This is a genomic window from Piscinibacter sp. (assembly GCF_050175855.1).
In the GTDB taxonomy this organism is placed as follows: domain Bacteria; phylum Pseudomonadota; class Gammaproteobacteria; order Burkholderiales; family Burkholderiaceae_C; genus Piscinibacter.
In genome coordinates, this window is sequence record NZ_JBFXIO010000092.1 from 1 (window position 1) to 13,275 (window position 13,275).

At 70.6% G+C, this 13,275-nt stretch carries 16 protein-coding genes; 6 read left to right on the forward strand and 10 right to left on the reverse strand.

Features of this window, described 5'->3' with window-relative positions; translation table 11 throughout:
• From AB7U92_RS09350 to AB7U92_RS09375, 6 genes are all read left to right on the forward strand, one after another.
• The coding region (locus AB7U92_RS09350; protein WP_428575915.1) for an ATP-binding cassette domain-containing protein at positions 1-1,327 on the forward strand (1,327 nt) is incomplete at its 5' end.
• Positions 1,324-1,908, forward strand: coding sequence for a peroxidase-related enzyme (locus AB7U92_RS09355; RefSeq protein WP_428575916.1), 585 nt, complete (start codon positions 1,324-1,326; stop codon positions 1,906-1,908). The genes AB7U92_RS09350 and AB7U92_RS09355, both read left to right, overlap by 4 nt.
• Before the next feature lie 8 nt (positions 1,909-1,916).
• Entirely contained in the window at positions 1,917-3,002 is a 1,086-nt protein-coding gene (locus AB7U92_RS09360; RefSeq protein ID WP_428575917.1) for a glycosyltransferase family 4 protein, read from the forward strand.
• A gap of 31 nt (positions 3,003-3,033) precedes the next feature.
• Positions 3,034-3,699, forward strand: coding sequence for a class I SAM-dependent methyltransferase (locus AB7U92_RS09365; RefSeq protein WP_428575918.1), 666 nt, complete (start codon positions 3,034-3,036; stop codon positions 3,697-3,699).
• A gap of 16 nt (positions 3,700-3,715) precedes the next feature.
• Positions 3,716-4,546, forward strand: a complete 831-nt coding sequence (locus AB7U92_RS09370; RefSeq protein ID WP_428575919.1) for a methyltransferase domain-containing protein — start codon at positions 3,716-3,718, stop codon at positions 4,544-4,546.
• 7 nt (positions 4,547-4,553) lie between these two features.
• Entirely contained in the window at positions 4,554-5,558 is a 1,005-nt protein-coding gene (locus AB7U92_RS09375) for a glycosyltransferase family 2 protein (protein ID WP_428575920.1), read from the forward strand.
• On the opposite strand, the gene AB7U92_RS09380 is transcribed toward AB7U92_RS09375, so the two are convergent.
• The 10 genes from AB7U92_RS09380 to AB7U92_RS09425 all read right to left on the reverse strand — a co-directional run.
• A complete protein-coding gene (locus AB7U92_RS09380) occupies positions 5,555-6,394 on the reverse strand; it encodes a glycosyltransferase family 2 protein (protein WP_428575921.1) in 840 nt (279 codons plus the stop codon). The genes AB7U92_RS09375 and AB7U92_RS09380 overlap by 4 nt on opposite strands.
• Before the next feature lie 23 nt (positions 6,395-6,417).
• Positions 6,418-7,890 carry a ribonuclease G gene (gene rng / locus AB7U92_RS09385; protein ID WP_428575922.1) on the reverse strand — a complete coding sequence of 491 codons (1,473 nt, stop codon included), beginning with the start codon at positions 7,888-7,890 and terminating at the stop codon, positions 6,418-6,420.
• Positions 7,891-7,904: 14 nt separating this feature from the next.
• Positions 7,905-8,510: a Maf family protein gene (locus AB7U92_RS09390; RefSeq protein ID WP_428575923.1), complete on the reverse strand. Its 606-nt coding sequence runs from the start codon at positions 8,508-8,510 to the stop codon at positions 7,905-7,907.
• A gap of 7 nt (positions 8,511-8,517) precedes the next feature.
• A complete protein-coding gene (rlmH, locus tag AB7U92_RS09395) occupies positions 8,518-8,985 on the reverse strand; it encodes a 23S rRNA (pseudouridine(1915)-N(3))-methyltransferase RlmH (protein ID WP_428575924.1) in 468 nt (155 codons plus the stop codon).
• A gap of 10 nt (positions 8,986-8,995) precedes the next feature.
• On the reverse strand, positions 8,996-9,574 hold the full coding sequence (gene rsfS, locus AB7U92_RS09400) for a ribosome silencing factor (RefSeq protein ID WP_428575930.1): 579 nt from the start codon (positions 9,572-9,574) through the stop codon (positions 8,996-8,998).
• A 15-nt stretch (positions 9,575-9,589) separates the two neighbouring features.
• Complete coding sequence (gene nadD / locus AB7U92_RS09405; RefSeq protein WP_428575925.1) at positions 9,590-10,189, reverse strand: nicotinate-nucleotide adenylyltransferase; 600 nt, start codon at positions 10,187-10,189, stop codon at positions 9,590-9,592.
• Complete coding sequence (gene hemF, locus AB7U92_RS09410; protein WP_428575926.1) at positions 10,186-11,118, reverse strand: oxygen-dependent coproporphyrinogen oxidase; 933 nt, start codon at positions 11,116-11,118, stop codon at positions 10,186-10,188. Before hemF ends, nadD begins: the two co-directional genes overlap by 4 nt.
• A complete protein-coding gene (locus tag AB7U92_RS09415) occupies positions 11,115-11,735 on the reverse strand; it encodes a 1-acyl-sn-glycerol-3-phosphate acyltransferase (RefSeq protein ID WP_428575927.1) in 621 nt (206 codons plus the stop codon). Before AB7U92_RS09415 ends, hemF begins: the two co-directional genes overlap by 4 nt.
• Positions 11,736-11,739: 4 nt before the next feature.
• Positions 11,740-13,020: a phosphoribosylamine--glycine ligase gene (purD, locus tag AB7U92_RS09420; protein ID WP_428575928.1), complete on the reverse strand. Its 1,281-nt coding sequence runs from the start codon at positions 13,018-13,020 to the stop codon at positions 11,740-11,742.
• A 4-nt stretch (positions 13,021-13,024) separates the two neighbouring features.
• Positions 13,025-13,275, reverse strand: a 251-nt coding sequence (locus AB7U92_RS09425) for a YebC/PmpR family DNA-binding transcriptional regulator (RefSeq protein ID WP_428575929.1), incomplete at its 5' end; no start/stop codon positions are given.

Genomic DNA, 13,275 nt, shown 5'->3' on the forward strand with positions numbered 1-13,275 from the left:
CGCCCTGACGTCGCTGGTGCGCGACTCGCTGACGCTGGTGGCCTTGCTGGGCTATCTGCTGTGGCTGAACTGGAAGCTCACGCTGTTCGTCGGCGTGCTGTTCCCGGCGGTGGCCTGGATCATGCGGACGCTCAGCCGCCGGCTGCACCGTCTGACCGTCGAGGGGCAAAAGGCGATCGACGAGCTGGCCTACGTGGTCGAGGAGAACGTGCTGGCCTGGCGCATCGTGCGCCTGCACGGGGCACAGGCCTCCGAGGGATCGCGCTTCGCGCGGGTCAGCGAATCGGTGCGACGCCTGTCGGTGAAGGCCGCGGTGGCGGCGGCCACGATGACGCCGCTGACGCAGCTGCTCGCCGCCTGCGCGCTGTCGGCGGTGATCGTGGTCGCGCTGTGGCAGAGCGGCCAGAGCGGCGGCTCGGTGGGCGGCTTCGTCGCCTTCGTGATGGCGATGCTGCAGCTGGTGGCGCCGATCAAGCACCTCTCGGAAGTGGCCGGCCCGATCACCCGCGGCATGGCGGCCATGGAGCGCGGCATCCAGCTGATCGACACCACACCGGTGGAGGCAGGCGGCAGCCACGCGCCGGCCCGCTGCGAAGGCCGCATCGAGCTGCGCGGCGTATCGCTGCAGTACGAAGGCGCCGCCGCGCCGGCGCTCGACGGCGTCACGCTGACCCTGCACCCCGGCGAGACCGTGGCGCTGGTCGGCCCATCCGGCGCAGGAAAGAGCACCATCGTCAACCTGCTGCCGCGCTTCCTCGAACCGACCGGCGGCACCGTGCTGCTCGACGGCACGCCGCTGCCCGACTGGGACATGGCCGCGCTGCGCCGCCAGTTCGCGCTGGTCAGCCAGGACGTGGTGCTGTTCAACGACAGCGTCGCCGCCAACGTGGCACTGAGCGACACGGTCGACGCCGCGCGCGTCACCGAGGCGCTGCGCGGCGCCAACCTGCTCGATTTCGTGCAGACCCTGCCGCAGGGGCTGGACACGCCGGTGGGCCACAACGGCAGCCAGCTCTCCGGCGGCCAGCGCCAGCGCCTGGCGATCGCCCGCGCGATCTACAAGGACGCGCCCATCCTCGTGCTCGACGAGGCCACCTCGGCGCTCGACTCGGAATCCGAGCGCCTCGTGCAGGAGGCGCTGGAGCGGTTGATGAAGGGCCGCACCAGCATCGTCATCGCGCACCGCCTGTCGACCATCGAGCGCGCCGACCGCATCGTCGCCCTCGAAGCCGGCCGCGTCGTCGAGCAGGGCAGCCATGCCGAGCTGCTCGCCGCCGGCGGCTTGTATGCCCGGCTGCACGCCCTTCAGTTCAGGAGCCCCGCATGAACGCACCGATCTCGCGCTACCCCGTGCCCGCCCTTGACGCCCTGCCCGACGACGTGCGCCAGCGCATCGTCGAGGTGCAGGAGAAGTCGGGCTTCGTGCCCAACGTGTTCCTCGCGCTGGCCCACCGGCCCGACGAGTTCCGCGCCTTCTTCGCCTACCACGATGCGCTGATGCTGCGCCCCTCCGGCCTCTCCAAGGGCGAGAAGGAGATGATCGTGGTGGCCACCAGCGGCGCCAACCATTGCCTGTACTGCGTGGTGGCGCACGGCGCGATCCTGCGCATCTACGAGAAGAAGCCGCTGCTCGCCGACCAGGTGGCGGTGAACTACCGCAAGGCCGACATCACGCCGCGCCAGCGCGCCATGCTCGACTTCGCGATGAAGGTCTGCCTGCGCTCGGCCGAGGTCGACGAGGCCGATTTCGAGGCGCTGCGCGCGCACGGCTTCAGCGACGAGGACATCTGGGACATCGGCGCGATCACCGCGCTGTTCGGCCTGTCCAACCGCATGGCCAACCTGGTGTCGATGCAGCCCAACCCGGAGTTCTACCTGCTCGGCCGCGTGCCCAAGGCCAAGGGCTGACCCTGCCGATGCGGCTGGCGATCTCCAACCACGGCCTGCGCGCCAGCGGCGGCATCGAACGCTACGCGCTGACCGTGGTGCGCGGCCTGCACGCGCTGGGCGTGAAGCCGGTGGTGATCGCCAAGGCCTTCGACGCTTCGCTGCCCGAGTACGGCTGGGTGGAGCCGCTTCGCGTCAACGTGGCCTGGGTGCCGGGCAAGCTGCGCGACCTCGTCTTCGACCGCCGCATCCGCGCCCTCAAGCGCCGGCATGGCCTGTTCCCGCTGATCGCCTGCAACCAGACCGGTGCGGCCGACATCGCCATCTGCGGCAGCACCCACCCGGGCTTCCTGCAGGCCATGGGTCAGGCCGAGCGGCGCAGCGACCGCTGGAAGATCGCGCTCGAACAGGAGCATCTGACCCGCTCGGCGGTGATCGTCGCCCACTCGCAGCGCATGGCCGCCGAGGTGCAGCGCTTCCACGGCATCGCGGCCGGGAAGATCCGCCTGCTCTACCCGCCGGTGGACGGCGATCGCTTCTCGCCGGTGGACGACGCCGCGCGCGCCGCGCTGCGCTCCGAGCTGGGCCTCGCACCCGATCGCACCGTCTTCCTGCTCGCCTCGACAGGCCACAAGCGCAAAGGGCTGGACCTGCTGGTCGACTTCTTCCGCCGCACGTCGTTGCCGGTGGACCTCGTCGTGGCCGGGCGGCCGCTGCCGGCCGAGGCGCAGGCCCCCAACATCCGCTCGCTGGGCTACCGGCGCGACATCGAGAACGTCTACCGCGCGGTCGACTTCACCGTGATGGCCTCGCGCTACGAGCCCTTCGGCCTGGTCGGCGTGGAGTCGCTGCTGTGCGGCACGCCGGTGCTGTGCGCACGCGGCGTGGGGTGTGCCGAGGTGCTGCGCGAGCCGGCGCAGATTCCGTTCACGCTCGACGCGGGTGACCAGGCGCCCGACGGCTTCGCGGCGGCCGTGGCCGAGGCGGTGAAGCGCCAGGCTGCCGGCACGCACCGCATCGCCGAGCCGCTCGCCCACCTGGGCTACGACCCGTCGGTCGCGCATCACGTTCGCGAGCTGCTGGCGCTGGCCGAGGCACTGCGCCCGGCCCCGTAAGATCACGGTTTCACACCCCCGACACCCTTCCATGGCCCACCCCGAGCAAGCCGAGTTCTTCGCCGCCGTGCGCGAGTTCTACCCCTGGGCGTTCAGCGGTGCGCGCGTGCTCGAAGTCGGCTCGCTGGACATCAACGGCACCGTGCGCGACCTGTTCAGCGACTGCCGCTACACCGGCGTCGACCTGCAGCTGGGCCCCGGCGTCGATCTCGCCCGCCAGGGCCAGCTGGTCGACTTCCCGACCGGAGAGTTCGACGTGACGATCTCCGCCGAGTGCCTCGAGCACAACCCGTACTGGCGCGAGACGCTGGCCAACATGCTGCGCATGACGCGGCCCGACGGCCTGATCCTGGTGAGCTGCGCCACCTATGGCCGCAAGGAACACGGCACCTCGCGCACCAACCCCGACGCCTCGCCATTCACCTCGGCCGCGAAGTGGGACTACTACCGCAACCTGCGCGGGCGCGACATCGCCGATGCGCTGAACCTCGACGGCTGGCTGTCGGACCACGGCTCCTGGGTGAACCACATCACCAAGGACCTGTACTTCATCGGCCTGCGCCACGGCAGCGGTCTGAAGATCGACGCGAACCTCCGCCAGCGGCTCGACCGGCGCTATGCCATGACCGCCAGCGCCAAGGCCTTCCGTCGCGGCCTGAAGACCTGGCTGCTCGGCGACCTGCAGTCGCGGCCCTGATCGGAACACCGACCCGATGTCGGGCCTCCTCCATCGCCTGAGCCGCGCCGGCCGCCGCGCCCGCGAGATCGTCGGCAGCCGCATGGCTGGCGGACCGCCCTGCGGCGCCTGCGGCTTCCCGGGCCGCCCGCTCGAGCGGGCCGTGCTGTGGCCGGAGCTCGTCTCGCAATGGCAGCTTGGCCCCGACTGGCATCGCTGGATGGACCAGCGCGAGGGCAGCCGCTGCGCGCGCTGCGGCGCCAGCCTGCGCAGCGGCCAGCTGGCGGCCGCACTCGTCGGCGAGATGAACCGGCTCGCCGGATCTGCCGCCCGCCACCTGCGCGAGGCCTGCGGCGACGCCCGCGTACAGGGCCTGGCCATCGCCGAGATCAACTCCGCCGGCAACCTGCACAAGCACCTGGCGCGCTGCCGGGGCCTGCGCTACTCGGAGTACGGTAGCCAGGACCCCGCCGTACCCTCGGAAGACCTGACCCGGCTGAGCTACGCCGACGCCAGCTTCGACCTCGCCACCACTTCCGACACCATGGAGCACGTGCCCGACGTCGACACCGCGCTGCGCGAGGTACGGCGCATCCTCAAGCCGGGCGGCGCCTACGTGTTCTCGATCCCGGTGGTGTGGGACCGCGCCACCCGACAGCGTGCCGTGCTGCGCGACGGCCGCGTCGAGCACCTGCTGCCGCCCAGCCACCACGGCGCGCCCGGTGACGGCCGGCACGACATGCTGGTCTTCCACGAGTTCGGCGCCGACGTCGTCGACCGCTGCCGCGCGGCCGGCTTCGAGCTCGAACTGCTGCGCAGCGACGACAACCCCGCGCTGGTGACCTTCATCGCGCGCCGGCCGCGCTGACATCGCCATGGCCACGGGCGCCCGCGACGACGCGCGACCGCTCGTCTCCGTCCTGCTCATCGCCTACCGGCAACGCGACACCGTCGGCCCGGCGCTGCGCGCCGCGCTGGCACAGACCTACGAGCCACTGGAGATCATCGCCTCCGACGATGCCTCCGGCGACGGTACCTGGGAGGCGCTGTGTGCCGCGGCCGAGGGCTATGCCGGGCCGCACCGCCTGCGTCTGAACCGAAACGAAGCCAACCTGGGCATCGGCGCACACCTCAGCCGGCTCGCGCAGATGGCCGAGGGCGAGCTCCTGCTGGTGGCGGCCGGCGACGACGTGTCGCTGCCGCAGCGCGCGCAGCGCACGGTCGAGGCCTGGCTGGCCCATGATCGCCGGCCCGACCTGATCGCCAGCGTGCTGGCGGACATCGATGCCGAGGGCCGCGTGCACGGCGCGATCGTGCCCAGCGACCTCGCCCGCTACACCTCGCAGGCGCAATGGGCCGCCGAGCCGCCGCACGTGGTCGGCGCTGGCCAGGCCTGGACCCGGCGGCTGTTCGAGCGCTTCGGCCCGCTGCCGCCCGGCACCGTGGCCGAGGATCTGGTGATGGTGTTCCGCGCCATCGGCAGCGGCGGTGCGATCACGCTGCGCGAGCCGCTGGTGCAGTACCGCCGCGGCGGCATCTCGCGGCGACGGCGCAACCTGCACGCGCGCGACGTGGTCGCGCGGCTGCTGAAGAACAACCGCCATGCGCTGGTGGAGGCGGAGCAGATGCTGCGCGATGCCCAGGTGATGGGCCGCTACGGCGAGGTCGGCCCGCACCTGGAGCGCGTGCTCGATCGCGAACGCTTCATCGCCGAGCTGTTCGGCGCCGGCAACGTGATGCAGCAGTTGCGCATCGCCGCTTCAGCCGGCCATCAGCCGCTCGCCCTGCGACTGCGCCTGTTCACCTATGCCGCCATGCCCTGGCTGCTGGCGCCCCTCTTCGCGCTCAAGCGCGTCGCGGCGCGACGCCGCGGCGACTAGCCGAAGCGCTTGCGCAGACGGCTCTTGAGCAGCGCGCGGCGCAGTGCCGGGCTGTCGTCCGGCTCCGGCAAGGCATCGCCCGTGAGCGGCTGGCCGCGACGCAGATAGAAGCGGTCGAAGGTCGACTGCGTCATGCCCCACTTGTCGAGGAACTGGCGGCGGCCGTCGTTCTTCACCACCTTGCCGGTGGACTTCTGCTGGAAGTGGTAGACGAGCGAATCGCCGACGCCGATGAAGTGCCGGCAGCCGGCGTGCCAGAGCTTCATCGAGAAGTCGTTGTCGCTGCTCATGCCCGGGCTCAGCTCGGTGCTGTAGCCCCCGACGCGGAACCACCAGCGGCGCGTCACCAACGTCGGCGGCCAGGTGGCGCCGTACCAGTCGGCGCGCACGAGCCTGGGTGCATCGCGCAGCAGTTCGGCCTCGCGGAAGTTGCCCACGCCGTCGCCGTAGGGCCCGACGACGACGCAAGGGTTGCCGCTGTCGCGCGGCTCGACCATCGTGCCCGACAGCAGGTACAGGTCCGACGGCATCGCCGCGGCGCGGCGCTGCAGCGCGGTGTCCCAGCCCGGCAGGCAGTACATGTCGTCGTTCATGTAGACGAGGTGATCGTGCCTCGCCAGCATCGCCGCCTCGTTCATCGCGTAGCAGATGCCGATGTTCTCGGGCGAGGCGGTGTGGTCGATCCCCTGCTCGCGCACCCAGGCCAGGCTGCCGTCGCTGCCGTCGTTGACGTGCACGACGACCTGGTGCTTCTGCGCCGAATGCTCGCGGATGCTGCGCACCACCAGCTGCAGGTGGGCGAGGTTGTTCCAGGTGGGGATGACGATGGAGAACATGAAGAAGGCCCGCGGCAGCGCCGCTACATCAGCACGATGTCGTACTGCTCCGGCGAGGCGAAGGGCTCGGCCTTCAGCGAGATCGGCTTGCCGATGAAGTCGCTCAGCCCGGCCAGATGCTGGCTCTCCTCGTCGAGCATCATCTCCACCACCGCCGCGCTGGCGATCACGCGGAACTCCTTCGGGTTGAACTGCCGCGCCTCGCGCAGGATCTCGCGCAGGATGTCGTAGCAGACGCTGCGCGCCGTCTTCACTTGGCCCTTGCCCTCGCACACCGGGCAGGGCTGGCACAGCATGTGCGCGAGCGACTCGCGCGTGCGCTTGCGCGTCATCTCCACCAGCCCGAGTTGCGTGAAGCCGCTGACGGTGATCTTGGTGCGGTCGCGCGAGAGCTGCTTGCGCAGCTCGGCGAGCACCGCGTTCTGGTGCTCCTCGCGCGACATGTCGATGAAGTCGATGATGATGATGCCGCCGAGGTTGCGCAGCCGCAGCTGGCGCGCGATGGCCTGGGCCGCCTCGAGATTGGTCTTGAAGATGGTGTCGTCGAAGTTGCGCGCGCCGACGAAGCCGCCGGTGTTGACGTCGATCGTCGTCAGCGCCTCGGTCTGGTCGATGATGAGATAGCCGCCGCTCTTGAGGTCGACGCGGCGCGCCAGCGCCTTGGCGATCTCGGCATCGATGTTGAACAGGTCGAAGATCGGCCGCTCGCCCTTGTAATGCTCGAGCTTGGCCACCGAGCCCGGCGTGTATTCCTCGCCGAAGGCCTTGAGGATGTCGTACTGCATCTTCGAATCGATGCGGATCGCGCCGGTGGCCTCATGGGCGAGGTCGCGCAGCACACGCTCCACCAGGCTCAGGTCCTGGTACAGCAGCGTGCCCGGCGGCGAGCTGAAGCCGCGCTCGCGCACCGACGCCCAGCTCTTGCGCAGGTAGGCGATGTCGTCGGCGAGTTCCTCGTCGGTGGCATCTTCCGCATTGGTGCGCAGGATGAAGCCGCCGGTGGGTGAACCGTCGCTCGTCGCGGCAAGCCGGTTCATGCGCGCGCGCAGCTGCTCGCGCAATTCCGGCGAGCCGATCTTCTGCGAGATGCCGATGTGGTCGTCCTGCGGCAGGAACACCAGCAGCCGACCGGCGATGCTGATCTGCGTGGACAGCCGCGCGCCCTTGGTGCCGATGGCGTCCTTGATCACCTGCACCATCAGCGTCTGGCCCTCGAAGACCAGGCGCTCGATCGGCACCTGCTGTGCGCCGTCGCCGCGCGGCGGCGCACCGCTGACGTGCACGTCGGCCACGTGCAGGAAGGCGGCGCGCTCCAGGCCGATGTCGACAAAGGCCGACTGCATGCCGGGCAGCACACGCGCCACGCGCCCCGTGTAGATGTTGCCGACCAACCCGCGCTCGAGCGCGCGCTCGATGTGCAGCTCCTGCACCGCGCCGTTCTCGACGATGGCCACGCGCGTTTCCTGCGGTGCCCAGTTGATGAGGATGTCCTGCATGGGGCGTTGCCGGTTCAGAACTTCACGCCGGCCTGGCGGAGGAGTTGGGCCGTCTCGAAGAGAGGCAAACCCATGATACCGGAGTAGCTGCCCTCGATCCTCGCGATCCAGGCCGCGATGCCGCTCTGGATGGCGTAGGCACCGGCCTTGCCGAACGGTTCGCCGCTGGCGACATAACGCGAGATCGCCTCGGCGGGCATCTCGGCGAAGTGCACGCGAGAGACGTTCACCGCCAGCCACTCGCGCCGGCCCGCCGCGACGGCCACGGCAGTGATCACGCGGTGGGTGCGGCCGGACAGCGCCGAGAGCGTCTCGATCGCGTGCGCTGCGTCGCGCGGCTTGCCCAGGATGCGGCGGCCGAGCGCCACCGTCGTGTCGGAGCAGAGGATGGGGGCGGCCTCGCCCTTCAGCGCGGCGAGCCGCCGGCGCGCGGCGTGCAGCTTGGCGCGGGTGACGCGCTCGCAGTAGTCGGCCGGCAACTCGCCGTCGCGCTCGGCCTCCAGCGCCTCGGCATCCTCGTGGGCCTGCGGCAGCAACAGCTCGTGGCGCACGCCGAGCTGCCCGAGCAGCTGGCGTCGGCGCGGGCTCTGCGAGGCGAGGTAGATGAAGTCGTGGCGCATGCTTCGCTCACTCGCGGTGGTAGGGGTGGTTCACCATCACCGTCCAGGCCCGGTACAGCGCCTCGGCGAGCAGCACGCGCACGAAGGCGTGCGGCAGCGTGAGGTCCGACAGGCGCAGGGTGTCGTCGGCGCTGGCCTTGAGGTCGGCATGCAAGCCGTCGGGCCCGCCGATGAAGATGACCACGTCGCGGCCGTCGCGCTGCCAGGCCTGCATGCGCTGCGCGAGCTGCGCGGTGGTGAGCCGCTCGCCGCGCTCGTCGAGCACCACCCGGCGCGCGCCCCGGGGCGCAGCGGCCTCGAGGCGTGCAGCCTCGGCGGCCATCAGCTGCTCGGCGGTCTTCGAGCCGCGCGGCTCGGCCTTCACGGCCTTGAGCTCCAGCCGCATCTCCGGCGGGAATCGCTTGGCGAAGTCCTCGTAGGCGGTGTCGGCCCAGGCCGGCTGGCGCTGGCCGACGGCGGCGAGCACCAGCTTCATGGGCGGCGGGTCACGCGCGGGCGGTCTTCTTGGCCGCGGCCTTGCGGGCCACGGTCTTCTTCGCCGGCGCGGCCTTCCGGGCGGGCGCGGCCTTCTTCGCCGGTGCCGCCTTCTTCGCCGGTGCTGCCTTCTTGGCGGCAGGCGCCTTCTTGGCCGCGGTCCTGGTCGCCGCGGCCTTCTTCGCCGGTGCCTTCTTCGCCGCCGGCGCCGGCTCTTCGGACGCCTTGACCAGCTTCACCGGCGCACTGTCGACCTTCAGCTTGACCGGCTTGCCGCCCCAGATCTCCTCGAGGCGGTAGTAGTCGCGGATCGCCGGCTGCATCACGTGGACCACGGCGCTGCCGCAGTCGACGATGATCCACTCGCCGTTCTCCTCGCCCTCGGTGCGCGGCTGCGCGAAGCCCTTGGACTTCACCGCATCGCGCACGCTGGCGGCCAGCGCCTTGGTCTGCCGGTTGCTCGTTCCCGAGGCGATGACCACCCGCTCGAAGAGCGGCGAGAGCTGCTCGGTGTTGAAGACGACGATGTTCTGGGCCTTCACGTCTTCGAGGCCGTCGACGATGGCGCGCTGCAGCTTGCGGATGTCCAGGGTGGGCTCCTTGGTTCAGCCCCGGGGGGCACGGTAGAGATGGTTCGCTTCAATATATCTCGCGACGCTGACGGGAACCAGCGTGCCGATGTCCTGCCCCGCAGCCACGCGCGCGCGGATGTCGGTGGAGGCGATGTCCAGCATCGGCAGCGGCACCACCTGGTGCGCGGCCGCCTTCACGTCGGGGTGCGGCTCGACCGCCACGCCCGGCCGGTTGGCCACCGCCAGGGTCACGCGCGAGAGCAGCTCGCGCCAGTCGCGCCAGGTGTGCAGTCCGGCGTACTGGTCCTGGCCGATGATCAGGAACCACTGCGCACCCGGCTCCAACGCCTGAAGCTCGCGCACCGTGTCGAGCGTGAAGCTGGGGCCGGCGCGGCGGATCTCGCAGCGCTCGAGCCGGAAGCGCGGCTCCTCGCCCATGGCCAGCCGCACCATCGCCTCGCGGTGCCCGGCCGGCGTGATCTGCCGGGCCTTCTGCCAGGGCTGGCCGGCCGGGATCCAGCGCAGTTCGTCGAGCGCCAGTTCGGCCAGCGCGAGGCGGGCCAGCGCCACGTGGGCGTCGTGCGGCGGATCGAAGGTGCCGCCGAACAAGCCGATGCGCCTGACGCGGGTCAAGCCGGCGTCCAGTTCGCCCAGTCCCTCGGGCGCAGGAAGTCGCTGTACAGCCTCGCCTCCGGCGTGCCGGCCTCGGGGTGCCAGTCGTAGCGCCACTTCACGATCGGCGGCATCGACATCAGGATGCTCTCGGTGCGGCCGCCCGACTGCAGGCCGAACAGCGTGCCGCGGTCGAAGACGAGGTTGAACTCGACGTAGCGGCCGCGCCGGTAGGCCTGGAAGTCGCGCTCGCGCTCGCCGTAGGGCGTGTCGCGGCGGCGGCGCACGATGGGCAGGTAGGCATCGAGGAAGGCATCGCCCACCGCCTGGATCATGCCGAAGCTGCGCTCGAAACCCAGCTCGGAAAAGTCGTCGAAGAACACGCCGCCGATGCCGCGCGGCTCGTTGCGGTGCTTGAGGAAGAAATACTCGTCGCACCACTGCTTGAAGCGCGGGAACTTGTCCTCGCCGAAGGGCGCCAGCGCGTCACGGCAGGTGCGGTGGAAATGCGCCGCGTCCTCCTCCTGCCCGTAGTAGGGCGTGAGGTCCATGCCGCCGCCGAACCAGGCCACCGGCTCGCGCCCCTCGGGCTTGGCGGCGAACATGCGCACGTTCATGTGGACCGTCGGCACGTAGGGGTTGCGCGGGTGGAACACCAGCGACACGCCCAGCGCCTCGAAGGGCGCACCGGCGAGTTCCGGCCGGTGTGCGGTGGCCGAGGGCGGCATCGCCTTGCCCTTGACGTGGCTGAAGTTGCAGCCGCCGCGCTCGAGCAGGTTGCCCTCCTCCACCAGCCGCGACAGGCCGTCGCCTTCGAGACGGCCACCGGGCTCGCGCGTCCAGCCGTCGCTGACGAAGGGCTTGCCGTCCTCGGCCTGCATCGTGGTGACGATGCGATCCTGCAGGCCGAGCAGATAGTCGCGCACGCGGGTGATGTCGAGGTCGGTCATGGCTTGAAGCGGATCGGCGCGGCGTTGAGCGGGCGGCGGCCGTGGAACGCGCCGAAGCCCTGCGCGATCGCGGCCATGTCGGCCGCGGGGTCGCCGCTGAGTTGCAGGAAGCGCCGGAAGCCGAGTTCCCGGCGCTGGTAGTCGAAGAAGATCAGGGCCAGCGGCACGTTCGCCGCCGTGGCCACGTGGTAGAACCCGCTGCGCCAGCCCTCGCCGCTGCTGCGCGTGCCTTCCGGCGCGAGCACCAGCCACAGGAAACGCCCCTCGGTGCTGGCCTGTTTCAGCGCATCGGCCATCTGGCCGACGATGCCGCTGGCGTTCTGGCGATCGACCGGCACGCCGCCCAGCCAGCGCAGCCAGGGCCCGAGCAGCGGGATGCGGAACAGGCTGTCCTTGCCCCAGAAGGTCACCTGGATGCCGATGGCCCACTTGGCGAGGATGCCGACCACGAAGTCCCAGTTCGAGGTGTGCGGGTAGGCGATGGCCACGCCCTGCGCCGCGGGCAGGCCGTCGAACACCACGCGCCAGCCGAACGCACGCAACACGGCGCGCGCCAACGCGCTGCCGCGCAACTGCACCGGCCGCTCGAGCAGTTCGAGCGGTGCCGCCGGCGCCACCGCCTCAGCGTTTGATCGCGCGATGGCCGATGTCACTGCGGTACTGCGCGCCGTCGAAATGGATGGGCTTGAGCATCTCGTAGGCGCGGGTCTGCGCCTGCTTGACCGAGTCGCCGAGCGCCGTCACGCACAGCACCCGGCCGCCGTTAACGCTGAGTTGCCCATCGACCAGCGAAGTGCCGGCGTGGAAGACGATGGCGTCGTCGGCCTCGGGCGGAATGCCGGTGATCACGTCGCCCTTGCGCGGCGTGAGCGGGTAGCCGTGCGCAGCCATCACCACGCCCATGGCCACCCGGCGATCCCACTCGAGCTCGACCTTGTCGAGCGTGCCGTCGGTGGCATGCATCAGCAGGTCGAACAGGTCGCTCTTGAGGCGCATCATGATCGGCTGCGTCTCGGGGTCGCCCATGCGGCAGTTGAACTCCACCGTACGCGGCTGGCCCTGCGCGTCGATCATCAGGCCGGCGTAGAGGAAGCCGGTGAAGGGCATGCCGTCGGCGGCCATGCCGGCCAGCGTGGGCAGGATGATCTCGTGCATCGCCCGCGCATGCACGTTGGGCGTGACCACCGGCGCAGGCGAGTAGGCGCCCATGCCGCCGGTGTTCGGCCCCTGGTCGTGGTCGAGCAGGCGCTTGTGGTCCTGGCTGGTGGCCAGCGGCACGACATTCCTGCCGTCGCTGACGACGATGAAGCTCGCTTCCTCGCCCTGCAGGAAATCCTCGATCACCACACGCGCGCCGCCCTGGTTGTGCGTGACGCCCAGCTTGTTGTCGAGCAGCATCCAGTCGATGGCCTGATGCGCTTCCTCGAGCGTCATGGCGACGACCACGCCCTTGCCCGCCGCCAGCCCGTCGGCCTTGATGACGATCGGCGCGCCGCGGCCGTCCACGTAGGCGTGCGCCGCGGCAGCATCCGAGAAGGTCTCGTAGGCTGCGGTCGGGATGCCGTGGCGCTTCATGAATTCCTTGGCGAAGGCCTTGGAACTCTCCAGCTGCGCGGCCGCCTTGGTCGGCCCGAAGATGCGCAGGCCACGCGCGCGGAAGGTGTCGACCACGCCGCCGGCCAGCGGCGCCTCGGGGCCGACGACGGTGAGCGCGATCTTCTCGGCCACCGCGAAGTCGGCCAGCGCCGCGTGGTCGGTGATCGCCAGGTTGTGCAGCCGCTTGTCGAGCGCCGTGCCGCCGTTGCCTGGCGCGACGTAGACCGTCTGCACCTTGGGCGACTGCACGAACTTCCAGGCCAGCGCATGTTCGCGCCCGCCGTTGCCGATCACGAGGACCTTCATCCGGTCAGCCTTCCAGCTCGGCGTTGTGATAGACGTCCTGCACGTCGTCGAGATCCTCGATGACGTCGAGCAGCTTCTGCATGCGCTGCGCGTCCTCGCCGGCCAGCGCGATGGTGTTCTCGGCGCGCATGGTCACCTCGGCGATCTCGGGCTTCAGGCCCGCCGCTTCCAGCGCGTTCTTCACGGCCTCGAAGTCGGAAGGCGCGCTGAGCACCTCGATCGAGCCGTCCTCGCCGGTGACCACGTCTTCCGCGC

Coding starts and splice junctions, on each gene's coding strand:
- AB7U92_RS09355 (WP_428575916.1), top strand. CDS start 1,324: ATGAACGCACCGATCTCGCGCTACCCCGTGCCCGCCCTTGACGCCCTG.
- AB7U92_RS09360 (WP_428575917.1), top strand. CDS start 1,917: ATGCGGCTGGCGATCTCCAACCACGGCCTGCGCGCCAGCGGCGGCATC.
- AB7U92_RS09365 (WP_428575918.1), top strand. CDS start 3,034: ATGGCCCACCCCGAGCAAGCCGAGTTCTTCGCCGCCGTGCGCGAGTTC.
- AB7U92_RS09370 (WP_428575919.1), top strand. CDS start 3,716: ATGTCGGGCCTCCTCCATCGCCTGAGCCGCGCCGGCCGCCGCGCCCGC.
- AB7U92_RS09375 (WP_428575920.1), top strand. CDS start 4,554: ATGGCCACGGGCGCCCGCGACGACGCGCGACCGCTCGTCTCCGTCCTG.
- AB7U92_RS09380 (WP_428575921.1), bottom strand. CDS start 6,394: ATGTTCTCCATCGTCATCCCCACCTGGAACAACCTCGCCCACCTGCAG.
- rng (WP_428575922.1), bottom strand. CDS start 7,890: ATGCAGGACATCCTCATCAACTGGGCACCGCAGGAAACGCGCGTGGCC.
- AB7U92_RS09390 (WP_428575923.1), bottom strand. CDS start 8,510: ATGCGCCACGACTTCATCTACCTCGCCTCGCAGAGCCCGCGCCGACGC.
- rlmH (WP_428575924.1), bottom strand. CDS start 8,985: ATGAAGCTGGTGCTCGCCGCCGTCGGCCAGCGCCAGCCGGCCTGGGCC.
- hemF (WP_428575926.1), bottom strand. CDS start 11,118: ATGACCGACCTCGACATCACCCGCGTGCGCGACTATCTGCTCGGCCTG.
- purD (WP_428575928.1), bottom strand. CDS start 13,020: ATGAAGGTCCTCGTGATCGGCAACGGCGGGCGCGAACATGCGCTGGCC.